We start from the raw sequence: 25006 nt of genomic DNA, 5'->3' as shown, positions 1-25006 counted from the left end.
CTGCGTCGTTCTTCTGCCGCCGCACGAACGGCTTCACGTAGGCCGGCGGGATCAGCCGCACCTCGTGGCCCAGCTTGCCGATCTCCCGCCCCCAGTAGTGGGCGCCTCCGCAGGCCTCCATCGCCACCGTGCAGGACGGAAGACTGGCAAGTACCTCGAGCACCTGCCCCCGCCGCAGCTTGCGTCGTAGAACCGCGCGTCCGGTCGCGTCGGCCCCATGAAGCTGGAACACATTCTTCGCCAGATCGAGCCCGACCGTGGTAATCTTCGACATGACCGCTCCCTCCCGTGGATCATTGCTGACCCACCTTGGCACACTAGATGCCGTCGGGGGGCGGTCACACCATCAAAGCCGAAGGCCTGATCGCGAACCGCGTCCCTGATCAGGTGGTGGGGATGGACTTCTTCAACCAGATTGCTCCCTGCGCTAAGGGCAAGCGCTTCCATGGCGAGTTCATCAAATTCCATCGTACGGGTCAGGTGAACGTCATGTTCGACTACAAGTTCGGCTATAAGGGCACGGATGCGAACGTGAAGATCCACATGAAATCGCAACCCGATGGTCAGTCCTGCTGGCTGTTCGTGAAGCGGGTATGATCCGCGGAAATGGAGATGCCGGGCGAGGGCACGCGATACCGGATCCGGATTGATCCCGAGCTAAAACGGCTTCGCAGCGGGGTAATTCTACCGGAGACTGTCACTGCTGCACATGATTTCGCTGCGACCCGGCAAAGTCGCGCCCCGCGCCCGCAACCTGATAGCTTCCGGTTGCGGCGTGACGGGCTAAGGCCGCTTTGCTTCGAAGGCCTTTTTTTGCTTTCTATGCCTCTACTTGGGCAAATAGGGGATTGCGTGCGTTTTTACCTCGCTAGCGATGATCGCATCGCAATGCAGGTGGTTGCTTCGCTCAGCGATGCGAGACCCCGCTATCTGGCGGCCTTCATTGCTGATCCGAGCGAACTTGCGGCAATATTTGCCTGCCTTGGTCCAAGTCTATCGTGGGAGGCTGCGGCCCCTGTCCCTCCCGGTGCGCTTTAGGCCTCCGGTCCTGTCACCCGAACCTGATCAGCCGACGCGTGTCCGGCGAGAGGAGTTGCAATGCAATATATGACCGAAGCGAAGTTGACTGAGCAGGTTGTCCCCTTTTACGAAACGTCGGCCCCGGTGCCGCGCGCTTCTGCCGAAATGCAATACCGCATCAAACGGATTGGGGCACGACCGCTCATCTTCACTGGCGCCGAACTTGGAATGGCAATGAGCTTTGCTCCAGACATGGCGTGGTGGTATGAATTCAACCTTTTCCGAAGCACGCAGGGTTTTGTTCTGACTGTGAAGCGCTTCTATCAATCGGAAGACGAAACCGATTACTGTCGAGCGTGGGAGTTCGATAACTTGGACGCTGCAATGACTGCGCTGGAGAAGTACGACGCCGCACAGGACGTGAAGGCGGAGCGCTTTATCCCCTCTCCAAGCGCAAGTGCGGCGGAGTTTGCAGCCTGCGCGATGCAGCTTCGTGCTGAAATCTCCGAAGCGCGTGCCCACTTCGCTAGTCTGGTGGGCGAATTTCTTCATGAGCTTGATGCTGAAATGTGACAAGAGGAGGCGCCGATGATCCACCATGACCAAGCCTTGAGACTATGCAAGGCGGTGATCTTCGAGACTCTGCTCCGCCTTTTCCCGGATCGCGCCCGACGCCTGCACCCCGCGCAGTGGGGTGCCGCGATGCGGCTGGACGAGGACGGCCTTGGATTCGACAGCCTTGCTCGCATCGACCTTGTTTCAGCTTTCAACACCCGGTTTTCTCTACAATCAACTGGTGTTGAAGATTACATGTACATCCAGCCGCAGCTGGATATTTGGGCTGACCTACTGGAAGAACATTTTCGTCTGCTGCCGACTGCTGCCGCTATGGGGTTTTTTACCTCGGGCAGCACCGGCGCGCCTAAGATACTATTCCACCCTCTTGAAGACTTGTTGGCTGAAATAGATGTGCATATTGCACACAGCTTTGTTGACCGCCCCGCCCGGATCGTGGCCCTGGTGCCTCCGCAGCACATTTATGGCTTTCTTTTTACGGTGCTGCTGCCCTCCCGTCTGAAGGTCAGCGTTCTGGATCTGTCTGAAAAGGGCCCCGGTGCCCTGTCGCGGCACCTTGATGCGGGCGATCTTGTGATCGCTACGCCACATCTTTTTGCTCGGGCTTTACCGTTCTGTTCCGGCAAGCCGCTGTCCGCCCATGCCCTATCTTCCACGGCGCCTGCGCCTGACACGCTCTGGACTTTGGCGCGCCGCGCCGGTCTGGCCAGCCTTACCGAGATCTACGGCTCTTCCGAAACTGGCGGTGTCGGGACCCGGCGGAGCGCAGGGGCGCTGTTCCGGCTACTGCCACACCTCGATGCTGGTGATCCCCCAACCCGGAATGGTCAGAGGCTGGACCTGCAGGACCACCTGAGCTGGCAGGCAGAGCAGTTCCGTGTACTTGGCCGTCGCGACCACGCCATACAGATCGGTGGACACAACGTGTCCATGGCAGCCGTGGCCGCGACTCTGGAACGTCATCCGCACGTGGCACAGGCTTATGTCCGGCCAGAGGGCGAGCGGATCAAGGCGTTTGTCGTGCCCTGCCCCGGCGTCGACCCCCTTGTCTTGGAAGACACGCTGCGCAGTCTGATGGACGCGGAGCACGCGCCCGCCGCCCGGCCCGTCAGTTACGCGTTTGGCGCCAGTCTGCCACGCAACGCGCTCGGCAAAGTCACAGACTGGTCCAATCAGATGGAAATGCCTCTCGGCGGTTAAGCAGACATTCATCTTGTGGATGCTATGCCGAGTGCGACGGGGGGCCGATGCGTTGTCCCCGCAGAAACAGGAGCCGCGCTTGGCACATTCGCTTTATCCTGAAGACACGTCACCTATGGCCCCCGACAGCTTCTTCGAGGATGAGGAGTTGTTGTCGCTGCAAAGCCGGGCCTTGGCCTATCTGGCGGTGCGGGTGCCGGTCCATCTGCGTGGTCCCGCGGGCATGGGCAAGACAACGCTTGCGCTGCGCATCGCGGCTCGGCTGGGACGCCCCGTCTCATTTCTGACCGGGGACAAATGGCTGACACGCGAGGACATGGTGGGTCGCGAGATCGGGCGCACCGCACGTCAGACCGTTGACAGCTACATCAGCCGCGTCCGTCGCACCGAAACGCAGGAACGGTCCGACTGGAAAGACGCGATCCTCACGGAGGCGATGCGCCACGGCCATACCTTGATCTATGACGAATTCACCCGGGCCTCGCCCCAGGCCAATTCGGTGCTGCTGTCGGTGCTTGAGGAAGGGGTTCTGGTTTTCCACGACGCCCGGGCCGGGCGACAGCATATGCCCGCGCATCCAGAATTCCGCATGATCCTGACCTCGAACCCGCATGATTATGTCGGCATCGAACATGCCCCCGACGCGCTCATCGACAGGGTTGTAACCTTCGATCTGGATGACATTCCAGCGGACACCGAACGCGGCATTGTCGCCGCGCGCACGGGTCTGCCGAAGGAGATGGCGGACAGGTTGGTGCAGTTGGTGCGCGACCTGCGGCGCGGAGATGCCGGTGCGGCGGCGTCCATTCGCACCGCGCTTCTGCTGGGGCGGCTGGTGGCCGCGCAGCAGACGAAGATCAGCGCGCGGGATCCGAATTTTGTCCAAATCTGTGTGGACGTCCTGCGCAGCCGCTATGGTCGCGGCGGTTCCGAGGGGTTCGAGGCCGCGCTGAAGCAGGCCTTGCGGGCTTTGCCGACCGAAGACGACGTGCAAGAGATGAAGGTGGCTTCATGAAACGTCCCCCAACCGCCCATCCTCGGCGTCCCAATTCTGTCTGCCGCCGCCCTCCGCGCACCCGCACCGAAGCCGCCGTAGAGCTGGTCAAGGTCGAGTTTCAGCGTGACCGGCTGCGTCGCGGCCTGATGGAGCTGAAACGGCGGGGCCAATTGGCTGCAGAGGAGTTGCGCACCAACACCCGGCGCGCAGATCAGCTGCTGTCGCGACTGGCCGAGCCGGAAGGGGAGCCCTGGCCATGACCGCTCCCAGAAAAACTGCGGAGCAGGGAGATTGGGCCGTGCCCGCCTCTTCGGCACGTGTGCAGCCAAGTCCCCTCTCCCTGTCCCCCGCCGTGGCCCTGGCCCGCGCCGCACTGCCCGACATCACCACGCAACCCTTTGACGGAATAGCCTCTGCCGAGCGCGAGGGCCCCGGATGGCGTGTGGTGATCGAGGTCATCGAAAGCCCTGCCCGCCTTGGCGACAACGACCTTCTGGCAGCCTACGAACTGATGCTGGATGCAGAGGGCGAACTGCTCAGTTTCCGTCGTCTGCGCCGGTATCACCGCGAGGAGCGTGAGCCATGACCCAGCGCAACGCTTTGCAGCCGGACGGGCTTGCCGACATTCTTGAACGGATTCTCGACAAGGGCATCGTCATCGCGGGCGATGTTTCAGTTTCTCTGGTGGGGATCGAGCTTCTGTCCATCCGGCTGAGGCTCCTGATTGCCACCGTCGACAAGGCCAAAGAGCTTGGCATCAACTGGTGGGAAAGCGACCCACGGCTCTCTGCCGAGGCTCATCGGCTGGAGCAGGAAAACCAGTTGCTGATCGAACGAATTGCGGCGCTGGAGCGTCGCCTGGATCAGGGCCAGATCGCTGGAGGACTCATATGACAGATCATAAAGATCAGCCCCAGAGCGACACCCCGCCCGATCCCGAGGCAGCCGTCCAGGCTCGGCTGACCGAGATCGATCTTCGGCTTGGGGGGCTGCTGAGCAGCGTATCTGACGGAGTCCGCGAGTTTGCGGACAGGCTGCGCCCGATTGCGGATCTGGCCGCCGACACGGTTCATGTGGATCATCACATCCGCGTCGGGGGCCTCTCGGAGTTTCAGGAGGCCGCCAGCGCCAAGTCGCGCCCGGCACCGGAGCATGAGGTGCGCCAGACCACAGCCGACTGGACCCTGACAGCTCACCTTCCCGGCGCAAGTCTTGCCAGCATTCGCATCGACAGCCGCCCCGGACAGCTGACGGTTGACACGCCTCGCCACCGCCTGTCGATTCAGCTGCCGGAGGATCTCGCTCGGGAGCAGATGGAAATGACCTTCCGTGCCGAAACGCTCACCCTGCGGGCGCCGCGGACGGGAGAAGAAGCATGACCTCGGTTTACCTTTATGGCCTGCTTCGCCGCCCTGATCTTGACGCGGCGCTCGCCGGACAGCCGGTTGACGCTTTGTCCGGATCCGTCGAGGCGCGGAAAATCGGGGAGTGGTCTCTCGCATATGGACCGAGCGACGGGACACCCGTGCCGCAGCGTCGCCGTTTTCTCAAAGGCCATGCCCGTGTTCTGGAAGATTTGATGGTTCATGGTCCGCTGCTGCCGTTTCGCTTTGGTCATGTCAGTCACGACGCCGCCCGGATTGATCACCTCATCACCGCCGCCGCAGACGAAATCTCTGCAACCTTCGAGAGACTCGAAGGCCATGCCGAGCTTGGCCTGCGCATCGCCTTTCCGCGCGAGGCGGCGCTAGCCAGCACGCTGGCCCAAGATGACGGCCTGCGTCAGCAGCGCGACCGGCTTGTCAGCCACGCCGGAGGCTCGCAGCTGGACCAGATAGCGTTTGGTCGTCGCGTGGCGGAAACGCTGGATCTGCGCCGCGGCCTGGCGCAGAAGGCGCTTCTGAAAACCCTGCGGCCCCTCGCCCGCGATCATGTCCTGCAGGCGCCTGAAGACGATGTTCAGGTTCTGCGTGCCGCGTTTCTGGTGCCGGAGACGGAGGTGGCCGCCTTTACCCGCGCGGTCGAGGAGGCGGCGTCCTGCTGTGGCTTTGCCGATGCCGCCCCAGAGATCCGGCTGGTTCACCCGACCCCGCCGTTCAACTTCGTGTCCTTTTCACTGGCCGATGCCGACATGGACAGGGAGGTCGTGTGATGGGCCTGCTGCGCAAGCTGATCACGGCCCCTGTCACGGCACCGCTCGCCGGGGCAATCTGGGTGACAAAGCAGGTGGCAATCGCCGCAGAGGCCGAACATTACGATCCGGCGCGCCTCCGTCGAGCCCTGGATGATCTGGAGCAGGCGGTCGATCAGGGCATGATCGACGAAGCAGAATATGACGCGGCGGAGCATGTTCTCCTGCAGCGGCTGGCCCATGCGGCGGAGCTTATAAAATGACCGAGCCCCTCGCTCTGCTGCGCCGCCCACGCATGCCCCTTCCCGAAGGCCTTGTGGCAAAACCCTTCGGTGCGCTGGCTCTCGTGGAAGGCCCTGCCCCGGTGCTGACAGGCTTTGCCTTGCGGCATCGGCGCCGCGCCGTCCTGCGCCGCGCCGCAGAACGACAGGCCCTGATCGAGGCTATGATGCCATACGGTCCGGTGCTGGTGGTCCCGCCCGGGATCCGCCTGCGTCCCGCCGACCTGGCCCCGTGGGAGCGGGAACTGACGGCATGGCTCGACCGTCTTGAGGGGAGGGTGCAGTTTCAGCTGACCATCTGCGCGGACCAATCCGGGCTGGGCGCATATTTTGCGGAACGCCGAGCGACCGCGCCAGACCTGCCCCCCGAACTGCTGGCACAGACACTGGTTGCCGAGATTGAGGCAGCGCTGGACCCGCTGGTGCTGGACAGGATCATCCTCCCGGTCAGCGGACCCGAGATGCTGCTGAACCGGGTGCTCCTTATCGACGGGGCCTCGGAAAGCCAGCTGGATCTGGCGCTGGCCCGGATTGACGCCATGTGGCCGGAGGGACTGCGGCTGAAACTGGTGGGGCCCAGCCCGGCGATGTCTTTTGCGCTCGCGACCCTGCGCGCGCTGCCGTGGTCCGAACTCCAGCTGGCGGCGCAGGCTTTGGGGATGTCGCTTGGCTCAGTGCCCACCCTCTCCGCCCTGCGCGCGCTTGCCACCGCGCGGCGGACGGCCCTGATGCGGGGCGCAGACCCTGACGCCTTGGCGCTGCTGTCACGGATTGCGGCGCTGGACCTTGCAGAAGGGCCGCTGCCACCGCTTCACCTGCTGGAGGTTCGGCGCGACGGATGCGCGGCACCGGTGCACCCGTCAAGCCTGCCGCCCCCGGTTCTGCCATGGGCGAGGCCAGAATGACCCCGGTTTGCCTGCATGGCGTGATTTTCCCTGCCGACACCCCGGCAGAGGCGCCAGCGCACCGACAGGTGCCCCTGGGTCCGGTATCTGCACTGGTGTCCGACCTGACCACTCCGCCCGGGGAACCGGACGGGCTGCATGCCGTGTTGGCCCATGATTTGTTGCTTGGGCTTTACCTCAAGACCGGGCCGGTCCTGCCGGTTCGGCTGGGCACATGCTTTTCTGACGGCGCAGCACTGCAGGCGGCGATCACGCCGCAACTCCCCAATCTGGAACTGCAGCTGCGCAAGATGTCGGGACTGGCCGAATATGCGCTCGTGGTCGAGGAGGCGCCTCTGACCCCGGTCCAGCCCCTGCCGCAGCCTGCGAACGGGCGGGATTTCCTGCGCGCCCGCAAGCAGTTGCGCGACACCCGCAGCTTTGAGGCAGAGGCGCGCGCCACAGACCTGCGGCATCTGCGCAGCCATGCCAGTGCCTTGGCGAAAGACTGCGACCTGCGTCCGGTCATGGCCCCACGGCTTCTGTCGCTGTCGCTGCTGATGGACCCGGTGGCGGCGACGCTGCTGCAGACCTCGCTCCCGGACTGGTCTGCCGCATCGGAAATGAGCGCGCGCCTGACCGGTCCTTTCCCGCCGTACAGCTTTGCGAACCTGCCCATGGAGGATATGACGGATGCCTGACCCTCAGCTTTTATCTCCCCGCCATGCCCTGTCCGGCAGCGACCGGACGCTGGTCGATCTTGTGGATCGCGTGCTGGACCGGGGCTGCGTGATCGAAGGCGAGCTCTGGCTCACCGTCGCGGGGATCGATCTGGTCTATCTGGGCCTCAAGGCAGTGCTCACCACGCCGGACCGTCTGCTCCGGGGCGAGGCATGATTGCCGTAGGTCTCTGCCGGGCGGAAGAGGCGGGCGAGTTCGATCACGTTCAGACGGGCCCGCTGGCCCTGCTCTGGCAGCCGGACGGAACCGACACGGACCGGCTGGACCGCTGTCTTGCCGCACAGGAGCAGCTCGGCGCCTTTCTTCCCTTCTCACCGCGGCAGGCGCCAAAACTGGCCGCAGCCTGCGACTGGATCAGGCCCCGCATCGCAGCCTTAAGTGCGGCGCTTGACGACCTCGCCGGTCAGGGCGAAATGCTGGTGACCCTGCAGCCTGACACCACCGGGTCGGGTCCGCCGTCCAGTTCGGGACGGGACTGGCTGCGGGAACGGACGCTGCAGCATGCCCGCCTGCGCGCGATGCAGGACTGCCTGCGGGATCTCCTGCCCGGCGCCCATCTGCTGCCCACCTCTCCGGGCGCTCCGGTGGAGGCGACGGTGCTGCTGCCGCCGGATCTCATGCACTCCCATGCCAGAACGCTGCATGCCGCCTGCCCCGAGGGCGTCGACTGCCGGGTCTCGGGACCATGGCCCGCCTTTGGCTACGCCGCAGCCCTCACCGCCCGCCTGACGGAGCCGACGTGACCGCGCCCGACCCGACCCAAGACTGGCCCTCGCCGCTGGCGGAGATCTCCCGCCTGAAGATCGACCCGGAGCGGGTGGAACAGGACATGGCCCGCCTCGTGCTCGGATTGATGGAATTCCTGCGCAAACTGATGGAACTGCAGGCGGTGCGCAGAATGGACGCGGGCAGCCTGACCCCCGAAGAAGAAGAGCGGCTTGGCCTTACCCTGATGCGGGCGGAGGAGGCATTGCACCGGCTGGCTGCGCAGTTCGGGCTGCAGCCCGGCGATCTGTCGCTTGATCTCGGGCCGTTGGGGCGCAGCGTCTGAGTCCCCTTAATCCGACGTTAGGCTGCCACTTCTAGGATGCATAGAAACCTGATCGGAGCCTGTCACCAGTGTCGCTTGACGAATCCCCCGGTACCGTCGCCTCGGCTGCAGAGGCAGAGGCCGTTCATGCCGACGACCCGACTGCAGCAGGTGCCGCGTCCGGCCCCCGCACCACTGCTCACGCTGAAACCTATGGGCTTGTGGGAATTGCCGGCACATTGGTGGCCATCGAGGTTCTGCATATCCGTGAAGCTGTGCCTTTTCCCGGAAACGTCAGCCCCTTGGCGATGGACCTGCCCGGTCTGCTCGGGGCGATGGTGCTGCGACAGGACACCATCCCGCTGACCGATATCGGTGCCATTCTGGGCCTTTACTCTGAACAGCCCCTGTCCGAACGGGTGGTCATCATCCTGATGGACGATAGCCAGCAGCGCATGATCGGCCTTGTGGTCGACTCGCTGCAAGGCATGACCTCCCTTGATGACCAGCATCTGGCCGAGATGGGGGTTGTCGGAAGCGCCGCCCTCCTCGCCGGGGGGCGCAGCTTCGTACATGATGGCCTGGTCGTGGGGATTCTCGATCCGCGTATCCTGTTTGACCAGCCGCAACTGCCTTTCGCCCACCAGCGCGCCCGACCCGTCGGCGGACGGCAGGCGGCTCAGGGCGGGCGTTCCGCCTGCCTGCTGTGCAGCTATAACGGCCATGGCATCGCCTTCCCGGTGGAGGACATCCACGCCACGATTCCGATGCACACGCTGCGTGACAGCCCCATTGCCCATGGACCCTGTGACGGGGTGATCCAGCTTCACGGCGCGGATATTCCAATTCTCGACAGTCTGCAGGTTCTCGGCCTTGGCGCCAATTTCTGCAGGCCCGAACGCTCGGCTTCGGTGGCGATGCGGGTGCCTGCGGGCGGGTATGTCGCCTTTGAAATCGACCGGTTTTTTGACATCGTGCATATTCGCAACGACGAACTTCTGGATGTGCCGTCGGTGATCTCAACCCGGAAGAACCTTTTTTGCGGCATCCACATGCGGCCCGATGGCAGCCATTACCTCGTGATGGACAGCGGACGCGTGTTGCGGGACCAGGCCTTGGAACAACTCGCCGCCACCACCGCAAAAAACATGTCTGACCCGGGGGCTGTGGAGGCGCTGGGGCCGGCGGAACTCTACCTCGTGTCCCGCTCGGCACAGCAGCGCATGGCCTGCCGGCTGATTGACATTGTCGAGATCCTGCGGCTGCCCGAAAGCCTGCTTTACGCCGAAACACGCCATGACGGATACATGGGCGTGCTCAGCCATCGCGCCCGGGTCGTGCCGATTTTTTCGGTCGCCAGCGTTCTGGGAGAGTTTGCCTTTTACGAGGAGAACAAGGCCTGCGTGCTGCTGTTCCGGCTGGGCGAACAGCTTTTTGGTGCCGCGGTGGAGCAGCTGGAGGAGGTGACGCGCTGTCAGCCCATCGGTCGCGAGGCCGAAAAGATGCTGCGCAAACCGAACACTGGCGAGTTTATCCAGCATTTCGATCTGGCGCGGGAACTGCCGGTCTCCGGCGGTTTCTTCTGACAAAGGAGCTTTCTGCGTGCCATCCGATCCAACTGACGAGCTGCCCCAGCCGACCTACCGCCCAGTTGTGCCCCCGCATGGGGCGATGGCAACGCTGATGCGGATGATCTCGGACAGCGAAAGCGAGCTGTGTCGCCGTCTTGACGATATGGAGCTTGCGACAATGGAGGTGGCGCATCTGCTGACACTGCCACCGGAGGACATGGGGGAAGACACACATTTTCCCGCCCGGGCAAAACGGATCCTCGGGCGGATTGATGAGGGCCTCGGCGCGATGGGCCGCAACCTGCCCGACATCCTTGCACGGGTTCGCGACTCCGAAGATGCGGTCAGCCTGGGGCTCGACCGGCTCGCAGAGGGTCTTGCCGCATTGCGGGCACAGCAGACCGACGCGCAGCGCGCCACCGAGACGGTGATTGAGCAGCTTGCAGCGGCGGCCGCGCCCGAGTCCGACCAGAGCCTGCATCTGGCGGAGGTGCTGGAGGACATGCGCATCCGGCTGGAGATCCTGACCGAGGCGCCCCCGCCCGCCGAAGAACCGGCGCTGGATCTGACCCCGCTACGTTACGAACTTGCCCATGGCGTGGACCGGCTCGCGGCGCTTCTTGGCAGTCTGGACCACCGGAGGGATGCAGAGCGACAGGGCATGTTCGCCCTGCAGCGGGCGCTTGGCGCCACGGTCCAGCGGCTGGAAGCGACGGTTACCGGGCTGCAGGATCAACTGGCCGCGCGCCCGCCGGACTCGACCGCTTTTCCGCAGGACGGACCGGTGCAGGATGTCTGCACCCGTCTCGACCAGATTCAGGTTCAGATTGATGCGCTTGCCTCGTCTCCGACTTCTCCCGACCTGACGCCGCTGCGCGTTGAGATCGGACGCAGCGTGGACCGGCTCTCCGCGCAGATCGGGGCACAGTCACATCGGCTTGAGGCGGAGCGGCAGGCGTTGGGAGGCTTTCTGACCGGGTTAGGCAGCATCTTCAACAGGCTTGATGCCGCAACGCGGCGACTCGAAGCGCAGGAGCCGGTGCACGGGCTGGAAACGCGGCTGGCCCGCATCGAACAGCGACTCGGCGATCTGCAGAAGCCCCCTGCGGACGGGGTGCCAGAGGCCCTGCGCGACATGACGATGGTGCTGGCCGAGATGATTGCGCGCCAGGAACGCCAGCAGGCGGCCCAACTGCGCAATTCTGCTTAAAATACATAGATGATCTTAACTTCGGTGCCCTAGGAAATTCACTCAGGATTATGAATTCGAGGCGATGACTCATCGGGGGAATTCCCCGGTCCAAGCGGACCAAATGTAACGAGGAAAGGGACACTCATGGCAGTTGAAAAGACTTTGGCATCCACCAGCCTGACAGAGGTGGTGGACCGCATCCTGGACAAGGGCATCGTTGTGGATGCTTTTGTGCGGGTCTCTCTGGTGGGGATCGAATTGCTTTCGATCGAGGTCCGCGCCGTTGTGGCCTCGGTCGAGACCTGGCTGAAATATGCGGAGGCCATTGGCCTCACCGTCGACCCGCAGGCCACCTGACCCGGCCCTGCAATGCGATCCGGAAGACGGGCCGCGCGGGCAGCCCGCCTTTCATCCGATCCGGCGCCTGAGCCGGCCATGGCAGCGTCAGGCCCGCCCTGAGCATGATCCCGCAGGACGCCGCAGCGGATCGCCAAGACGAAAAACTTCCCCGGCGCCGATGGCCCAAAGGGCGCAGGCCGGATCACCATAGGACATCGCGGATCATGAGCGACCTCACCAAAGACCTGCCTCTGACGGAGTTCGGCAAAGCCATCCTCGACTCGGGATTTGCGATACGGCTGCGTCCATCGGATGGTACGGCGCTTGCCTTGTCCAGTGCGGCCCGGGCGGCGCTGGGGGTCGACCTCCAGCTGCCCTGCGCACTGACCGGAATTTTTGACCTTCCTGCCGCGCTGAACCCAGACCCCAAGGCCACGGTTGACCTCCATCTTGGCCTCCGCTCAGGTGGGATGTTTCAGGGGCGCAGCCTGCCCATTCCGCAGACTGAACCGCTTGAACTACTTCTCGTGGGCGAGCGGGTGTCGGCCCCATCTTCCGTTGCCGCACCGCTGCCCTGCCTGGATGCCATCAACGCACATTACGGCGTGATCGAAGTGACCCAGATCGGCGAGGTCACCGGTGTGAACGCCACGGCTCTGGCAATGCTTGGCATGGAAAGCGCCGCGTTGACCGGCTCGCGGATCGACACCTTCTGCCTCGACGAAGCTCATGCCACGCAGCTGCGCACAGCGCTGGCAGGTGAAAGCGTGACCCTGAATCTGGACCTGCGCAAGGGCAATGGCAAAGCACTGGGAGCGGTGGTCAGCGTCCTTCATTGCCACGAGGCGTCGGGCGAAACCCGCGTGATCCTGCACCTGCTGGACCGCACAGAGCAGTCGCTGCAGGCTGACCGCGACAGCTGTCTGGCCGATATGGTGGATCACACCATGGCTGTGGTTGAATATGCCGGAGATGGCAAGATTCTGTCGGTGAACGGCACCTATCGCGACATCACGGGCTTTGCCGCCGACGAGTTGGTCGGCGAGGATCAAAGTGTCCTGTGGGTGCCGACGGACGTCAAGGCCGGAGCGGCGTCCGAATTCTGGGCGGCGCTTGGCACAAAACTGATGGCCACCGGCACCTATAAGCGTCGCACAAAATCAGGCGCCCTGCTTTGGGTGACAGCGTCTTTTCTGCCGCTCCGAGACAAGGCCGGAGAGATCGACCGGGTGCTGAGCATCGTTCAGGATGTGACCGAAATGACCCTGCAATGCGCGGAACTTCGGGCGCTGGAGGATGCGCTGCATCGCGGAAATCCCTTTCTTCAATTTGACCCCTCGGGCGCGATCACCGCCACCAACGATGCCTTTCTTGCGCTTAGCGGCTATGACATGGACAGCTTGCTTGGCCTGAAACACCGCGACATCTGTCCGGACTCCGTGACCCAAAGCCTCGACTATCGCGATTTCTGGCCGAAACTGCGAAAGGGAGAGCGCATCTCTGGCGTCTACGCGATCGTGTGCCGGGACGGCAGCGAAGTCTGGCTGCGCACGCGATACGTACCGGTGCTCGACAGTGAAGGCAAAGTTTACAAAATCATCATGATAGGCGAAGATATCACCGTCCATCTGATTGAATCGACGGAAGTCAAAAACAAGCTGGCAGCGATCGAACGCAGTCAAGCCGTAATCGAATTTTCCGTTGACAGCACAATCCTTGCGGCAAATCAGAATTTCCTTGATCTTCTGGGGTATAGCGAAGCAGAAATCAAGGGAAAGCGGCATCGGATTTTCTGCGCGCCTGACTATGTCAAAAGCCCAGAATATGAGGATTTCTGGAAATCCTTGAGAAATGGTGAATTTATGCAGGGCGAATACAAACGCCTGACCAAAAGTGGCCGAGAAGTCTGGATTCAGGCCACCTACAACCCGATTTTTGATCTGTCCGGGACTCCGGTGAAAGTGGTCAAATATGCCACGGATGTCACTGAACGCAAACGTGCCGACATGGACCTTCATAACAAGCTGCGCGCCATCGACCGCAGTCAGGCCATGGTTCAGTTCGATATGGAAGGCTATGTGCAGATGGCCAATGACAATTTCCTGCGGGTGATGGGATATTCACTGCGGGAGGTCAAGAACCAGCATCATTCCATGTTCTGCGATCAGGACATGATCCGCTCGGAACAGTATCGCGACCTTTGGGCGGATCTGCGCGAAGGAAAATTCATGACCGGCCGCTATAAGCGCATGGGCAAATTCGGTCGGGAAGTCTGGGTGCAGGCGACCTACTCGCCGTTGCTGGACAGCCAGAACCAGCCGATCGGCGTGGTGAAATATGCCTATGACATAACCCAGCAGGTTCATCTGGAGCATGAAATCAAACGGCAGGCGCAACGGATGGATGAGGTTGTGGAAGCCCTCTCCAAATCGATTGCCCAGATCGGGGAAGCGACTCAGGCTTCGCTGAGTGCTTCGGACAATACTACCCAGACCGCCAGTCAGGGGCTGGATTTCCTCAGCGCTGCGATCGAGGCCATCAAACTGATCGAGAAATCCTCGACGGATATTTCGGAGATCACCCGGGTGATCAGCGAAATCGCCAACCAGACCAACCTTCTGGCCTTCAATGCCGCGATTGAAGCGGCGCGCGCGGGGGAACATGGTGTTGGCTTTTCGGTCGTGGCCGACGAGGTGCGCAAGCTTGCCGAGCGGAGTTCGAAAGCCGCGCATGAAATCGGCAAGCTGATCATCGTGTCTGGTGAAAGGGTCGGTCAGGGGACCGAAAGAACTCAATCAGCGCTGCGCAGCTTCGAGGATATCGTGGCGTCCATGGCCCGTACCGCAAATTCCATCCAGACGATTTCCAGCTGTGCCGCCTCTCAGGAAAAAGTGTCGGGCCATATGGTGAGCATGATCGACGATCTGAACAAGGCGGTGCAGGCGCAATAACCCGCGGAGCCCTCAGAGTGTCACACCACATGCATCAAAGCCTGCCGTCGTGGCCAAGACCTATCCGCCGCATGGCTCTGGCAAAAGCCTTTGGCGAACCATGTCCTGATCCGGCGGCTGTTCCCATGGGGCCATGTGCCGGTCATGGCCATGGCGCGGCGCCTGACCATGAGACAGGCCTGACATGTGGTGAGGGGGCCGCCTCCGCCTCGACCGATCATCCGGTCTGTGCGCGTCCGGGGGAAGGGGCGGGCATTTTCCTGTCGCCGGAAGGTATCAGGCAGCATGTGGGCAGCCTCTTCACGCCAGCACCACGGCTGAGGCCGCGCGCACCAGCTTCGCAAAAAGCAGACCTCTCGCAAGAGCGTGCTCAAGATGTGGTGGCACTGCCCGAGCAATATGGTGGCACTGGTAGGCCCAAGTGGCGAGTTTCCGGTGCCGCTGGAGGACCGCCAAATCCTGCTGAAGGGCGCCAGTCCCGCAGAGCGCCCTGCCCGGATTTCACCAGACCAAGGGCCAGCGATCCCTCCATGATCCTTGGCCACCCTCAGGAACCAGGCTCCCGACCTCCGCCCGCGCGCCCGGTGAGGGGCGGCTTGACCCAAGGGTCTGACCGGGCCAGCCCGCCGTGTGACCGTTAGCCAGACAGGTCAGCCCAGCACCGTGATCTCGGCCACCCGCTGTTTCAGGATCCGGCAGATCAGCTGCGACAGCAGCAGATATTCCTTGTGCCGGGCCGAGCCGCGGCGCCAGACCATGCCGATGGTGCGCGCGGGCGCCGTGCCCCGGAAAGGGCGCGCCACCACGATGTCCTGCGGCTCCACCTCGGATCGGACGTAAAGCGCGGGCATCAGCGAGATGCCCATGCCCATGGCCACCATCTGCCGCAGCGTGTCCAGACTGGTGCCTTCGTAATCATGGGAGATTTCGGCGCCATAATCCCTGCCGATGTCGCGCACCTTGTCATAAAGGTTATGCGCGGCTTCCAGCGCGAGGATCGTCTCTCCCTTCAGCATCGCCGGATCGACGGCGTTTTCGGCGGCAAGCCGGTGGTCATGCGGCGCCACCACATGGATCGGCTCGCGGAACAGCGACAGCGTCTCGAAATCGGCGCGGCGCACGGGCAGCGGAAAGAACAGCAGGTCAAGCGATCCGTCCTCCAGCTCGCGCAGCACGGTCGCGGGCAGACCCTCGCGGATGTAGAAACGAAGCTGCGGATAGTCGGCATGCAGCTGCGGCACGATCAGCGGCAGCAGGTAGGATCCGGTCGACTGCACCACACCGACGCGGATCGTGGAGGCCAGCACCCCCTGCCCGGTGCGCCCGATCACCCGCATCTCCTCGACCTCGCCCAGAACCCGCCGCGCCCGCTCCACGATGGCGGCGCCGGACGGGGTCAGCGCGACGCGCGCGCGGGTCCGTTCCACCAGCTGCGCGCCCAGCCGTTCTTCGAGTTCGCGCAGCTGCGCGCTAAGCGTGGGCTGGGTGACGTGGCACTGTTCGGCGGCGCGGCGGAAATGCAGATGATCTGCCACCGCGACGAGGTATTGCAGCTGTCTGAGCGTGGGCATGTGGGCCTCTTATAGATAGTTTCTATCAAAAATGGGCCTTCATTCGATTGGATCAATAAGCCCTACCGCTCTAGCTCTAACAAAAGCCAAAACAGGGAGCGGGTGATGCGCGACTTTCGCAATATCCTTGTCGTGTGCGACGAGGACAGTGCCTACGAACATGCCTTCGAGCGGCTGTGCTGGCTGGCGCAGTCGCATGCCGCGCGCGTGACGCTGGTGGACGTGATCGAAAGCGCGCCCGGCGATCTGTCGCGGCTGTTCCGGGCCTGGGCCGGATCCGACGGTGCCCACCAGATCGAGGAAGACATCGTTGCCCTGCACCGCGCCCGGCTGGAGGATCTGGCCGAGCCGCTGCGCGAGCAGCAGATACAGGTGACCACGCTGGTCCTGCTGGGCACGCCTTTTGTGCAGATCATCCGGCAGGTGATGCGCGACGGGCATGATCTGGTCATCAAGGGCGCGCAGCGGTCGCGCGCGCGTCCGATGCTGTCGGATCCCGACATCCAGCTGCTGCGCAAATGCGGCTGCCCGGTCTGGGTGCTGAACGTCGCCGCCGAACCCCGCGCCCGCCGCATCCTTGCCGCGGTCGATCCCGACCCCGAGGATGAGCGGCGCGACCGTCTGAACTGGCAGATCCTCGAATTCGCCACCGCTCTGGCCCGACGGGACGGGGCGTGGCTTGATGTGGTCAACGCGTGGCGCCTGCCCGAGGAATCGGCGCTGCGCTATGGCCGCGCCCGCGTGCCGGAGGCCGAGGTCGACCGGCTTGTCGCCAATGCGCAGCGCCAGAGCGACTGGCGGCTGCAGCGCCTGACCGCAGATTTCGCCGGAAGCTGCGAAATGATGCGCGTCCTGCACATCAAGGGCACGCCCACGGACGTGATCCTTGACCATGTGGAGACAGACGGCATCGACACCGTGGTGATGGGCACCATGGGCCGCACCGGCATTGCGGGCCTGCTGGTCGGCAACACCGCCGAAAGCATCCTGAAGCGCGTGGCCTGCTCCGTTCTGACCGTGAAGCCCGAGGGCTTCGTTCCGCCGGTATCGCTGACCGGCTCCCCTGAAATGCGGGCGCAGTAATGGCACCAGTATCCGACAAGACGAATAACGGCCTCATCGGCATTCTGCCGGTCCTGCTGGCTGCAGCCCTTTTTGCGTTCTTCGCGGCGCAGATCCCTGCCATCGCGGCGGGCGAGGTGCTGCGCTGGTCGATGCCATGGTTCCCCTCGCAGGGGATCGAACTGGCCTTCCTGCTGGACGGGCTGTCGCTGACCTTTGCGCTGCTGATCTCCGGCATCGGCACCTTGGTGCTGCTTTATTCCGACAGCTACCTTGCCGGGCATCCGCAATATGCCCGGTTTGCGCTGTTCCTTACCTCTTTCCTGCTGGCGATGCTGGGTCTGGTGCTGGCAGATGACCTGATCCTGCTCTTCGTGTTCTGGGAACTGACCACGCTTACCTCTTACCTGCTGATCGGGTTCTCGCACGAGGCCGAGAAAAGCCGCCGCAACGCGCTGCAGGCGCTGTTTGTCACCGGCGCGGGCGGTCTGGCCTTTCTGGCCGGGCTGATCCTGATGGGCTTCGCGGCGGGCAGCACCTCCATTTCCGAGATCATTGCCGCGGACGAACTGCGCGACCATGCCGCCTATACGGGCATTCTGGTGCTGGTCTTTGCGGGGGCGCTGACCAAATCGGCGCAGGTGCCGGTGCATTTCTGGCTGCCCAATGCCATGGCCGCGCCCACCCCGGTCTCGGCCTTCCTGCACTCGGCCACCATGGTCAAGGCGGGGATCTACCTGCTGGCCCGGATGCATCCGGCGCTGTCCGGCACGCCCGGCTGGATCTGGACGCTGACGATCCTTGGCGCCGCCACCGCCGTCTTTGCCAGCCTGCAGTCGCTGCGGCAGACCGACCTGAAACAGGCGCTGGCCTATACCACGCTGATGGCGCTTGGCACGCTGACCCTGCTTCTGGGGCAGGACTCGGGCTATGCCATGACCGCCTTCGCCACCTTCCTGATCGTGCATTCGCTTTACAAGGCGGCGCTGTTTCTGGTGGTGGGCAATATCGACGCGGCCACCGGCACGCGCGAGGTGGCGCAGCTTGGCGGGCTGGGGCGCAGCATGACGCTGACCGCAGGTGCAGCGGCGCTGGCCGCGCTGTCCATGGCAGGCGCGCCGCCCTTCCTCGGCTTCATCGGCAAGGAGCTGAAATACGCCGGCGCACTGGCCGCCGACGCGCCGGTGCTGGTGGCGGGCGCGCTGGTGCTGGCCAATGCGCTGATGTTCGCCGTGGCAGGCGTGGTGGCGCTGCGCCCGTTCTGGCTGGGCAGTGCCGCGGACCTGCCCCGCGCACCGAAGGAACGGTCGTGGCGGATGCTGGCGGGCCCGGTGGTGCTGGGCGTGGCGGGCACGCTTTTCGGGATCTTCCCCGGGCCGCTGCAGCAGGCACTGGTCACCCCCACCGTGGCCGCGCTGACCGGCGATGCCGCCAATGCGGCGGAGCTGACGCTGTGGCACGGGGTCAACCTGCCGCTGCTGCTCAGCCTTGCCACCTTCGCGCTGGGTCTTGCGCTTTATGCCGGGCACAGGCCGCTGCGCGCCGGGCTCGCCCACACGCTGGGGATGCTGCCCGATCTTGACCGGGGCTGGGACCGTTTCCTTGACGGGCTGAAGGGTTTTGCCGAATGGCAGGCGGCCCGGATCCAGTCCGGAAAGCTCAGCTTCTATCTGGCGGCAACCTTCGGCACCGTGGCGGGCGCCCTGCTGGTGACCATGCTGGCGCGCGGTCTGCCGCTGCCCGCCTTCACGCTTGACGGCTTTTCCTGGGCCCCGGCGGCGGTTGCGGCGCTGATGCTGGCGGGGGGCGTGCTGGTGCTGCTGACCCGCTCGCGCATCACCGCCATTGCCGGGCTGGGCACCTCGGGCATCGCGATCTCGCTCGTGTTCCTGATCTATGGCGCGCCCGATGTCGCGATCACCCAGCTTCTGGTGGAAACGCTGGTGGTGGTGCTGGTGGCGGTGGCGCTGCTGAAACTGCCGCGCCTGCCCGCGCCGCGCTTCCGGCCCGGGGCGGCGGTGATCTCGGTCGCCGTGGGCGCCAGCGTCAGCCTGATGCTGCTTTCGGTGCTGGGCCAGCCGCTGGACCTGTCCCTGACCAGCTATTTCGAGGCCGCAAGCTATCCTGACGCCCATGGCCGCAACATCGTCAATGTCATCCTCGTCGACTTCCGCGCGATCGACACCTTCGGCGAGATCGCCGTGGTCGCCATCGCCGCACTCTCGGCGCTCGCGCTTCTGCGCGGTACGAAAGGACGGACCCGTTGAATTCCCTTATTCTCAGCGTGGCGACACGCTACCTGACCGGGCTGCTTCTGGTCTTCTCGATCTATCTGCTTCTGCGCGGACATAACGAACCCGGCGGCGGCTTCATCGGCGGGCTGACCGGGGCGACCGGGTTCATCCTGCAGGCCATGGCCAATGGCACGGACCGCGCGCGCGAGGCCCTGCGCCTGCCGCCGGAAGTGCTGGCCATGCTCGGGCTGGGTGCTGCGCTGCTGGCGGGGCTGATGTCCGCGCTGACCGGCGATGCCTTCCTGACCGGACAGTGGCTGTTTCTGGGTGCAGAAGACGGCGGCAAGGGTCTGCCGCTGTCCTCGGTGCTGGTGTTCGACATCGGCGTCTACCTCGTCGTCTTCGGCGCGGTGCTGACCCTCGTCTTCGAGATGGAGGAGCACATCTGATGGAACCCTTCTTTGCGATTGCCGTGGGCGGCCTTGCGGCGGCAGCGGTCTACCTGATGCTGAGCGGCGAACTGCTGCGCTACATCTTCGGGCTCGTGCTGCTGTCCAATGCCGCGAACCTTGCGATCTTCGTGTCGGGCCGCCTGACCCCCGGTGCGCCGCCGCTGATCCCCGAAGGCGCCTATGCCCCGGCGGGCACCGTGGCCAACGCGCTGCCGCAGGCGCTGGTGCTGACCGCCATCGTGATCGGCTTCGGGCTTTTCGCCTTTGCGCTGGTGCTGACCTTCCGTGCCTGGACCACCTTGGGCACGCTGGAGGGCGACGACATGCGGGTGGCTGAACCGAAGGTTACCAAATGAGCTGGCTTCTTGTTGCGCCGCTGATGCTGCCCTTTGCGACCGCCATCGCAGCCTATCTGGCCAAGGGGCGGGCCGCCGGGCGCTGGATTTCCATTGCGGGATCGGCCCTGCTGCTGGTCGCGGCCACCCTGCTGCTGGTCGAGGTGAACGCGCAGGGCGTGGTCGCCGGCCAGATGGGCGGATGGGGCGCGCCTTTCGGGATCACGCTGGTGGCCGACCGGCTGTCGGCGGTGATGGTGCTGATCACCGCGATCATCGCGCTGGCGGTGTCGGTCTATGCGCTCGCTGACATCGACACGCGGCTGGAACAGCTGGGCTATCACGCGATCTTCAACGTGCTGATCGCGGGCGTCATCGGCGCCTTCGTCACCGGCGACCTCTTCAACCTTTATGTCTGGTTCGAGGTGATGCTGATCGCCTCCTTCGGCCTGCTGGTGCTGGGCGGCAGCCCCGAACAGATTGATGGCGGCGTCAAATATGTGGCGCTGAACCTGATCGCCACGGTGCTGTTCCTTGCCGGGGTCGGTCTGCTTTACGGCGCCACCGGCACGCTCAACATGGCCGACCTGTCGCGCGCGGTCGAAGGCGTGGATCCGGGGCTGCTCAGCGTCATCGCGATGATGTTCCTGCTGGCTTTCGGGATGAAGGCCGCGGTCTTTCCGCTGTTCTTCTGGCTGCCCGCCGCCTATCACACCCCGGCCTTTTCGGTCTCTGCGGTGTTTGCGGGGCTGCTGACCAAGGTGGGGGTCTATGCGCTGATCCGCTGCTTTACCCTGATCTTCGATCATGACATCGGCTACACCCACCAGATCCTACTCTGGGTGGCGGGGCTGACCATGATCACCGGGGTTCTGGGGGCCGCCGCGCAAAGCGACATCCGCAAGATCCTGTCGTTCCACATCGTCAGCCAGATCGGCTACATGGTGATGGGGCTTGCGCTGATGACGCCGCTGGCGCTGGTGGGCACGGTCTTCTACCTCGTGCACCATATCGTGGTGAAGGCGAACCTGTTCCTGATCGCGGGCGCGGTGCAGCGGCTGGCGGGATCCACCGAACTGTCGCGCATCGGCGGGCTTTACAAATCCGCCCCGCTGCTGGCGCTGCTGTTCATCATCCCGGCCTTTTCGCTGGCGGGCTTTCCGCCGCTCTCGGGCTTCTGGGCGAAGTTCCTGCTGGTCAAGGCCGCCATCGGCGTCGAAGGCTGGGTGATCGCGGGCGTGGCGCTGGTCGTGGGTCTGCTGACCATCTATTCGATGACCAAGATCTGGGCCGCCGCCTTCTGGTCCCCCCATCCCGAGGGGCGCGACACCAGCCTGTCGCAGCTGTCGGCCTCTGACCGGCGCGGGCTGCTGCTGCCGATTGCGGGTCTGGCCGTCATCACCATGGTGATCGGCATGGCGCCCGATCCCTTCGCCCGCTTTGCCGAAGCCGCCGCCGCCGACCTGCTGGACCCGGCCGCCTATGTGTCCGCCGTTCTGGGGGAGGAACAATGACCAGCTTTGGACTGAACGTGCTTCTTGCCATCGCATGGATTGCGCTGACGGGCACCGTGACACTGGCGAATTTCGTGATCGGCGCCCTGCTGGGCTATGTGGTGATCTGCGTGATCCAGCCCATGCTTGGCCCCAGCCGCTACCCGGCGCGGGCGCTGGCATGGGGGCGGCTGCTGCCGCTCTTCCTGTGGGAACTGCTCATCTCCTCCATCGAGGTGGCGCGGGACATCCTGCGCCCGCGCAGCCATGCCCATCCCGCGATCCTCGAAATGCCGCTGACCGTGCGCAGCGACGAGGGTATCCTGCTGGTGACCAACCTGATCTCGCTGACCCCGGGAACGCTCAGCCTTGATGTCTCGGAGGACCGCAAGACCCTGACGATCCACGCGATGTTCGCCTCGGATCCCGAGGCGCTGATCGCCAGCCTGAAATCGGGCATCGAACGCTGGGTCATCGACGCCGTGGAGGATTTTACATGACCGCCTTTCTTGACGCTGTGGTGACGGGCGGCCTTGCGCTGGTCGTGCTGGCGCTGGCCATGGCCTTTGTCCGGCTCTGGCGCGGACCCAGCCTGCCCGACCGGGTGGTGGCGCTGGACATGATGACGATGGCGATGGTGGCCTTTGGCGGTCTGGCGGCGATCCGCTTCGACACGCCGCAGGTGCTGGACGTGTCGCTGGTGCTGGCGCTGGTGGCCTTTCTGGCCACCGTGGCGCTGGCCCGGTTTGCCGAACGCAATGTTGCCGGGGAGGATAACAATGACTGAGATGATCACCGCGCTTCTGATCGCTGTCGGCGCGCTCTTCGCGGCGATAGGCGGGCTGGGACTGCTGCGCCTGCCCGACGTGCTGATGCGGATGCACGCCTCCACCAAGATCGGCACGCTGGCCTCCAGCCTGATCACCGTGGCGGCGGCGGTGCATTTCGGCACGGCCGAGGTGTGGATCCGGGCGGTGGCCATCGTGGTGCTGCTGCTGCTGACCGCCCCCATCGCCGCGCATATGATCGGGCGCGCGGCGGTCACCACCCGCGTACCGCTGTGGCGCACCCCCCCGCACGACGAGGTGGACAAGGACTGATCCGGCACCGGGGGTCTGCGGCATCACCCGCAGACCCCCGGCTGCCTACATCATGCCGGGCAGCCAGAGCGAGATCTGCGGCACCGCCACCAGCAGTGCCAGCGTCACCAGCATGGCGATCCAGAACGGCACCACGCCCCAGAAGATGTCCACCAGCGGCACGTCCTTGGCCACCGATTTGACGATGAAGACGTTGATCCCCACCGGCGGCGAGATCAGCCCCATTTCCAGCGTCAGCACCACCAGCACGCCGAACCAGATCGGATCGATGCCCAGCGACAGGATCACCGGCATGAAGATCGGCAGGGTCAGCACCAGCATGGCGAGCCCTTCCAGAAAGCAGCCCAGCACCAGATAGATCGCAAGGATCACGATCAGCGTGCCGTAGGCGCCCAGATCGAAGGTGACCAGCAGGCGGCTTACCTCTGCCGGAAGGTGGCTCAGCGCGATGAACGGGTTGATCAGATGCGCCGCGATCAGGATCAGCATGACCGAGGCGGTGGTGACCACGCTGCTTTGCGCCGCCTGCCAGAAGCTGCGCAGGGTCAGGCTGCCGCTGACGGCGCCGATGCCGATGACCAGCGCTGCGCCGACCCCTGCCGCTTCGGTCGGGGAAAAGAGCCCGGTATAGATGCCGCCGATGGTCAGCAGGATCACTACAAGGATCGGGATGGCCCCGACAAAGGCGCGGCCCTTTTCGGCGGTGCTGGTGGCCGGACCCTTTGGCCCCATCTTCGGGTAAAGCGTGCAAAGCAGCATCACGGTCAGCAGGAACAGCCCCAGCAGCAGCAGGCCGGGCAGGATGCCCGCCATGAACAGCCGCCCGATGCTCTGCTCGGTCAGGATGGCATAGATCACGAAGCCGGTGGAGGGCGGGATCAGGATGCCCAGCGTGCCCCCTGCGGCCACCACCCCGGTCGACAGTCTGGGGTCGTAGTTGAACCGGTCCATTTCGGCCAGCGCCGTGCGCCCCATGGTCAGCGCCGAGGCGACAGAGGATCCCGACAGCGCCGCGAACCCGCCGCAGCCGATCACCGTGGCCGCCGCCAGCCCGCCGCGCACCTGCCCGATGGTGGCATAGGCCGCCTCGTACAGCCTGCGGCTCATGCCGGTGACGCTGGCGACATTGCCCATGAGGATGAACAGCGGCACCACGATCAGTTCGGAATTCGAGGCAAGCGCGAAGGTTTCCGAAGACAGCAGGCCAATGGCCGCCTGCAGCCCGTTGAGGATCCAGATCCCCAGAAAGCCCACGGTGAACATGGCAAAGGCCACCGGGATGCGCAGCAGCAGCAGCGCCAGAAGCAGCACGAAGCCGGTGCTGCCAACCAGAAGGGGGCTCATGTCGGATCCTGATCTATGGGGGCTGCGGAATGGGGGCCAAGCGCTGCGGTCACGGCGCGCAGCAGCATGGCCAGCGCCGCCACCAGCGACAGCGCGCAAAGCGCCAGCTGGAACCACGCCGTCGGCAGCCGCAGCAGGTTGGTGGCAAGGTTCAGCATCCGGCTCAGCTGCGCGCTCTGGAACACCGCATAGGCGATCAGCACGAACACCGTCACCCCCAGCAGCGCCGCCGCCACGTCGATCAGCCGGTTCAGCCGTGGCGAGAAATGCGGCTCGAAAATATCGACGACGATATGGCCATTGTCGCGGCCACACAGCGCCATGCCGCCAAAGACGATGATGACCATGGTCATGATCACGATGTCCTGCGCGCCGTAAAGCGGCATGCCGAAATTGCGTCCCGCCACATCGGCCACGATCACGCCCACCACCAGCAGCAGGCCCAGCGTTCCCAGAAACGCGGACAGGCTGATGAGCCTGTCCGCGGTCTTGTGCAGCATGG

General features: G+C 64.3%; 30 protein-coding genes and 1 pseudogene. 27 read left to right on the top strand and 4 right to left on the bottom strand.

Annotated elements, in window-relative coordinates:
* A pseudogene (locus BLR51_RS21975) lies at positions 1-274 on the bottom strand (IS110 family transposase); the annotation flags it as partial.
* Between the two features lie 122 nt (positions 275-396).
* On the opposite strand from BLR51_RS21975, the gene BLR51_RS21970 reads away from it, so the two are divergent.
* From BLR51_RS21970 to BLR51_RS21885, 19 genes are all read left to right on the top strand, one after another.
* On the top strand, positions 397-597 hold the full coding sequence (locus tag BLR51_RS21970; RefSeq protein ID WP_242656808.1) for a PAS domain-containing protein: 201 nt from the start codon (positions 397-399) through the stop codon (positions 595-597).
* A gap of 501 nt (positions 598-1098) precedes the next feature.
* A complete protein-coding gene (locus tag BLR51_RS21965; RefSeq protein WP_089851039.1) occupies positions 1099-1593 on the top strand; it encodes a hypothetical protein in 495 nt (164 codons plus the stop codon).
* Between the two features lie 15 nt (positions 1594-1608).
* Entirely contained in the window at positions 1609-2796 is a 1188-nt protein-coding gene (locus tag BLR51_RS21960) for an AMP-binding protein (protein ID WP_089851037.1), read from the top strand.
* Between the two features lie 115 nt (positions 2797-2911).
* Complete coding sequence (gvpN, locus tag BLR51_RS21955) at positions 2912-3811, top strand: gas vesicle protein GvpN (RefSeq protein WP_165616901.1); 900 nt, start codon at positions 2912-2914, stop codon at positions 3809-3811.
* Positions 3808-4053 carry a hypothetical protein gene (locus BLR51_RS27495; protein WP_131821863.1) on the top strand — a complete coding sequence of 82 codons (246 nt, stop codon included), beginning with the start codon at positions 3808-3810 and terminating at the stop codon, positions 4051-4053. The genes gvpN and BLR51_RS27495 overlap by 4 nt, the downstream gene beginning before the upstream one ends.
* On the top strand, positions 4050-4379 hold the full coding sequence (gene gvpO, locus BLR51_RS21950; RefSeq protein WP_089851033.1) for a gas vesicle protein GvpO: 330 nt from the start codon (positions 4050-4052) through the stop codon (positions 4377-4379). Before BLR51_RS27495 ends, gvpO begins: the two co-directional genes overlap by 4 nt.
* The gene (gene gvpJ, locus BLR51_RS28675) at positions 4376-4687 is read left to right on the top strand and encodes a gas vesicle protein GvpJ (RefSeq protein WP_089851032.1); all 312 of its coding nucleotides are present in this window, start codon (positions 4376-4378) and stop codon (positions 4685-4687) included. The genes gvpO and gvpJ overlap by 4 nt, the downstream gene beginning before the upstream one ends.
* Positions 4684-5172, top strand: a complete 489-nt coding sequence (locus BLR51_RS21940; RefSeq protein ID WP_089851030.1) for an Hsp20/alpha crystallin family protein — start codon at positions 4684-4686, stop codon at positions 5170-5172. Before gvpJ ends, BLR51_RS21940 begins: the two co-directional genes overlap by 4 nt.
* A complete protein-coding gene (locus BLR51_RS21935; protein ID WP_089851028.1) occupies positions 5169-5945 on the top strand; it encodes a GvpL/GvpF family gas vesicle protein in 777 nt (258 codons plus the stop codon). The genes BLR51_RS21940 and BLR51_RS21935 overlap by 4 nt, the downstream gene beginning before the upstream one ends.
* Positions 5945-6187 (top strand): gas vesicle protein GvpG, encoded by a 243-nt coding sequence (locus BLR51_RS21930; RefSeq protein ID WP_089851026.1) that lies wholly within the window; start codon positions 5945-5947, stop codon positions 6185-6187. The genes BLR51_RS21935 and BLR51_RS21930 overlap by 1 nt, the downstream gene beginning before the upstream one ends.
* A complete protein-coding gene (locus tag BLR51_RS21925; protein ID WP_089851024.1) occupies positions 6184-7110 on the top strand; it encodes a GvpL/GvpF family gas vesicle protein in 927 nt (308 codons plus the stop codon). The genes BLR51_RS21930 and BLR51_RS21925 overlap by 4 nt, the downstream gene beginning before the upstream one ends.
* Positions 7107-7790 carry a GvpL/GvpF family gas vesicle protein gene (locus BLR51_RS21920; protein ID WP_165616900.1) on the top strand — a complete coding sequence of 228 codons (684 nt, stop codon included), beginning with the start codon at positions 7107-7109 and terminating at the stop codon, positions 7788-7790. Before BLR51_RS21925 ends, BLR51_RS21920 begins: the two co-directional genes overlap by 4 nt.
* Positions 7783-7986 (top strand): gas vesicle protein, encoded by a 204-nt coding sequence (locus BLR51_RS21915; protein WP_089851020.1) that lies wholly within the window; start codon positions 7783-7785, stop codon positions 7984-7986. Before BLR51_RS21920 ends, BLR51_RS21915 begins: the two co-directional genes overlap by 8 nt.
* Positions 7983-8573: a hypothetical protein gene (locus BLR51_RS21910; protein WP_089851018.1), complete on the top strand. Its 591-nt coding sequence runs from the start codon at positions 7983-7985 to the stop codon at positions 8571-8573. Before BLR51_RS21915 ends, BLR51_RS21910 begins: the two co-directional genes overlap by 4 nt.
* Positions 8570-8881 (top strand): gas vesicle protein K, encoded by a 312-nt coding sequence (locus BLR51_RS21905; protein WP_242656807.1) that lies wholly within the window; start codon positions 8570-8572, stop codon positions 8879-8881. Before BLR51_RS21910 ends, BLR51_RS21905 begins: the two co-directional genes overlap by 4 nt.
* Positions 8882-8949: 68 nt before the next feature.
* Complete coding sequence (locus tag BLR51_RS21900) at positions 8950-10446, top strand: chemotaxis protein CheW (RefSeq protein ID WP_089851015.1); 1497 nt, start codon at positions 8950-8952, stop codon at positions 10444-10446.
* Positions 10447-10531: 85 nt separating this feature from the next.
* The gene (locus BLR51_RS21895; RefSeq protein WP_089851013.1) at positions 10532-11641 is read left to right on the top strand and encodes a coiled-coil domain-containing protein; all 1110 of its coding nucleotides are present in this window, start codon (positions 10532-10534) and stop codon (positions 11639-11641) included.
* Positions 11642-11767: 126 nt separating this feature from the next.
* Positions 11768-11980: a gas vesicle structural protein GvpA gene (gene gvpA, locus BLR51_RS21890; RefSeq protein WP_089851011.1), complete on the top strand. Its 213-nt coding sequence runs from the start codon at positions 11768-11770 to the stop codon at positions 11978-11980.
* A gap of 206 nt (positions 11981-12186) precedes the next feature.
* On the top strand, positions 12187-14913 hold the full coding sequence (locus tag BLR51_RS21885; RefSeq protein ID WP_165616898.1) for a methyl-accepting chemotaxis protein: 2727 nt from the start codon (positions 12187-12189) through the stop codon (positions 14911-14913).
* Positions 14914-15563: 650 nt separating this feature from the next.
* On the opposite strand, the gene BLR51_RS21880 is transcribed toward BLR51_RS21885, so the two are convergent.
* Positions 15564-16484 carry a LysR substrate-binding domain-containing protein gene (locus BLR51_RS21880; protein WP_089851007.1) on the bottom strand — a complete coding sequence of 307 codons (921 nt, stop codon included), beginning with the start codon at positions 16482-16484 and terminating at the stop codon, positions 15564-15566.
* A gap of 105 nt (positions 16485-16589) precedes the next feature.
* Between BLR51_RS21880 and BLR51_RS21875 the strand changes: the two genes are divergently transcribed.
* The 8 genes from BLR51_RS21875 to mnhG are packed head-to-tail and all read left to right on the top strand — an operon-like array spanning position 16590 to position 23160.
* Positions 16590-17567: a universal stress protein gene (locus BLR51_RS21875; RefSeq protein WP_089851005.1), complete on the top strand. Its 978-nt coding sequence runs from the start codon at positions 16590-16592 to the stop codon at positions 17565-17567.
* Positions 17567-19813, top strand: a complete 2247-nt coding sequence (gene mbhE / locus BLR51_RS21870) for a hydrogen gas-evolving membrane-bound hydrogenase subunit E (RefSeq protein ID WP_089851003.1) — start codon at positions 17567-17569, stop codon at positions 19811-19813. The genes BLR51_RS21875 and mbhE overlap by 1 nt, the downstream gene beginning before the upstream one ends.
* Positions 19810-20229 carry an MnhB domain-containing protein gene (locus BLR51_RS21865; RefSeq protein WP_089851001.1) on the top strand — a complete coding sequence of 140 codons (420 nt, stop codon included), beginning with the start codon at positions 19810-19812 and terminating at the stop codon, positions 20227-20229. Before mbhE ends, BLR51_RS21865 begins: the two co-directional genes overlap by 4 nt.
* A complete protein-coding gene (locus BLR51_RS21860; protein ID WP_089850999.1) occupies positions 20229-20588 on the top strand; it encodes a Na+/H+ antiporter subunit C in 360 nt (119 codons plus the stop codon). Before BLR51_RS21865 ends, BLR51_RS21860 begins: the two co-directional genes overlap by 1 nt.
* Complete coding sequence (locus BLR51_RS21855) at positions 20585-22081, top strand: Na+/H+ antiporter subunit D (RefSeq protein ID WP_089850997.1); 1497 nt, start codon at positions 20585-20587, stop codon at positions 22079-22081. The genes BLR51_RS21860 and BLR51_RS21855 overlap by 4 nt, the downstream gene beginning before the upstream one ends.
* Positions 22078-22560: a Na+/H+ antiporter subunit E gene (locus tag BLR51_RS21850; RefSeq protein ID WP_089850995.1), complete on the top strand. Its 483-nt coding sequence runs from the start codon at positions 22078-22080 to the stop codon at positions 22558-22560. The genes BLR51_RS21855 and BLR51_RS21850 overlap by 4 nt, the downstream gene beginning before the upstream one ends.
* Positions 22557-22847, top strand: coding sequence for an MrpF/PhaF family protein (locus BLR51_RS21845; protein WP_089850993.1), 291 nt, complete (start codon positions 22557-22559; stop codon positions 22845-22847). The genes BLR51_RS21850 and BLR51_RS21845 overlap by 4 nt, the downstream gene beginning before the upstream one ends.
* Positions 22840-23160 carry a monovalent cation/H(+) antiporter subunit G gene (mnhG, locus tag BLR51_RS21840; protein WP_089850991.1) on the top strand — a complete coding sequence of 107 codons (321 nt, stop codon included), beginning with the start codon at positions 22840-22842 and terminating at the stop codon, positions 23158-23160. The genes BLR51_RS21845 and mnhG overlap by 8 nt, the downstream gene beginning before the upstream one ends.
* A 45-nt stretch (positions 23161-23205) precedes the next feature.
* Here the strand turns inward: mnhG and BLR51_RS21835 are convergent, their stop codons facing one another.
* The gene (locus tag BLR51_RS21835) at positions 23206-24504 is read right to left on the bottom strand and encodes a TRAP transporter large permease (protein WP_089850989.1); all 1299 of its coding nucleotides are present in this window, start codon (positions 24502-24504) and stop codon (positions 23206-23208) included.
* Positions 24501-25004: a TRAP transporter small permease gene (locus BLR51_RS21830; RefSeq protein WP_242656806.1), complete on the bottom strand. Its 504-nt coding sequence runs from the start codon at positions 25002-25004 to the stop codon at positions 24501-24503. The genes BLR51_RS21835 and BLR51_RS21830 overlap by 4 nt, the downstream gene beginning before the upstream one ends.
* Positions 25005-25006: the final 2 nt, after the last annotated feature.

Origin of the sequence: Salipiger marinus (assembly GCF_900100085.1) — a bacterium.
Classification (GTDB): Bacteria; Pseudomonadota; Alphaproteobacteria; order Rhodobacterales; family Rhodobacteraceae; genus Salipiger; species Salipiger marinus.
Note: the sequence above shows the minus strand (reverse complement) of the source record. Positions and strands in the feature narration are given on the sequence as shown.

Excerpts from the sequence above, each read along its gene's own strand:
- BLR51_RS21860 (WP_089850999.1), top strand. The coding sequence starts at position 20,229 with ATGGAACCCTTCTTTGCGATTGCCGTGGGCGGCCTTGCGGCGGCAGCG.
- BLR51_RS21875 (WP_089851005.1), top strand. The coding sequence starts at position 16,590 with ATGCGCGACTTTCGCAATATCCTTGTCGTGTGCGACGAGGACAGTGCC.
- gvpO (WP_089851033.1), top strand. The coding sequence starts at position 4,050 with ATGACCGCTCCCAGAAAAACTGCGGAGCAGGGAGATTGGGCCGTGCCC.
- BLR51_RS21965 (WP_089851039.1), top strand. The coding sequence starts at position 1,099 with ATGCAATATATGACCGAAGCGAAGTTGACTGAGCAGGTTGTCCCCTTT.
- BLR51_RS21970 (WP_242656808.1), top strand. The coding sequence starts at position 397 with ATGGACTTCTTCAACCAGATTGCTCCCTGCGCTAAGGGCAAGCGCTTC.
- BLR51_RS21960 (WP_089851037.1), top strand. The coding sequence starts at position 1,609 with ATGATCCACCATGACCAAGCCTTGAGACTATGCAAGGCGGTGATCTTC.
- BLR51_RS21920 (WP_165616900.1), top strand. The coding sequence starts at position 7,107 with ATGACCCCGGTTTGCCTGCATGGCGTGATTTTCCCTGCCGACACCCCG.
- BLR51_RS21855 (WP_089850997.1), top strand. The coding sequence starts at position 20,585 with ATGAGCTGGCTTCTTGTTGCGCCGCTGATGCTGCCCTTTGCGACCGCC.
- BLR51_RS27495 (WP_131821863.1), top strand. The coding sequence starts at position 3,808 with ATGAAACGTCCCCCAACCGCCCATCCTCGGCGTCCCAATTCTGTCTGC.
- gvpJ (WP_089851032.1), top strand. The coding sequence starts at position 4,376 with ATGACCCAGCGCAACGCTTTGCAGCCGGACGGGCTTGCCGACATTCTT.
- BLR51_RS21930 (WP_089851026.1), top strand. The coding sequence starts at position 5,945 with ATGGGCCTGCTGCGCAAGCTGATCACGGCCCCTGTCACGGCACCGCTC.
- BLR51_RS21895 (WP_089851013.1), top strand. The coding sequence starts at position 10,532 with ATGGCAACGCTGATGCGGATGATCTCGGACAGCGAAAGCGAGCTGTGT.
- BLR51_RS21830 (WP_242656806.1), bottom strand. The coding sequence starts at position 25,004 with ATGCTGCACAAGACCGCGGACAGGCTCATCAGCCTGTCCGCGTTTCTG.
- mbhE (WP_089851003.1), top strand. The coding sequence starts at position 17,567 with ATGGCACCAGTATCCGACAAGACGAATAACGGCCTCATCGGCATTCTG.
- BLR51_RS21935 (WP_089851028.1), top strand. The coding sequence starts at position 5,169 with ATGACCTCGGTTTACCTTTATGGCCTGCTTCGCCGCCCTGATCTTGAC.
- mnhG (WP_089850991.1), top strand. The coding sequence starts at position 22,840 with ATGACTGAGATGATCACCGCGCTTCTGATCGCTGTCGGCGCGCTCTTC.
- BLR51_RS21910 (WP_089851018.1), top strand. The coding sequence starts at position 7,983 with ATGATTGCCGTAGGTCTCTGCCGGGCGGAAGAGGCGGGCGAGTTCGAT.
- BLR51_RS21850 (WP_089850995.1), top strand. The coding sequence starts at position 22,078 with ATGACCAGCTTTGGACTGAACGTGCTTCTTGCCATCGCATGGATTGCG.
- BLR51_RS21835 (WP_089850989.1), bottom strand. The coding sequence starts at position 24,504 with ATGAGCCCCCTTCTGGTTGGCAGCACCGGCTTCGTGCTGCTTCTGGCG.
- BLR51_RS21845 (WP_089850993.1), top strand. The coding sequence starts at position 22,557 with ATGACCGCCTTTCTTGACGCTGTGGTGACGGGCGGCCTTGCGCTGGTC.
- BLR51_RS21880 (WP_089851007.1), bottom strand. The coding sequence starts at position 16,484 with ATGCCCACGCTCAGACAGCTGCAATACCTCGTCGCGGTGGCAGATCAT.
- BLR51_RS21885 (WP_165616898.1), top strand. The coding sequence starts at position 12,187 with ATGAGCGACCTCACCAAAGACCTGCCTCTGACGGAGTTCGGCAAAGCC.
- gvpN (WP_165616901.1), top strand. The coding sequence starts at position 2,912 with ATGGCCCCCGACAGCTTCTTCGAGGATGAGGAGTTGTTGTCGCTGCAA.
- BLR51_RS21940 (WP_089851030.1), top strand. The coding sequence starts at position 4,684 with ATGACAGATCATAAAGATCAGCCCCAGAGCGACACCCCGCCCGATCCC.
- BLR51_RS21915 (WP_089851020.1), top strand. The coding sequence starts at position 7,783 with ATGCCTGACCCTCAGCTTTTATCTCCCCGCCATGCCCTGTCCGGCAGC.
- BLR51_RS21925 (WP_089851024.1), top strand. The coding sequence starts at position 6,184 with ATGACCGAGCCCCTCGCTCTGCTGCGCCGCCCACGCATGCCCCTTCCC.
- gvpA (WP_089851011.1), top strand. The coding sequence starts at position 11,768 with ATGGCAGTTGAAAAGACTTTGGCATCCACCAGCCTGACAGAGGTGGTG.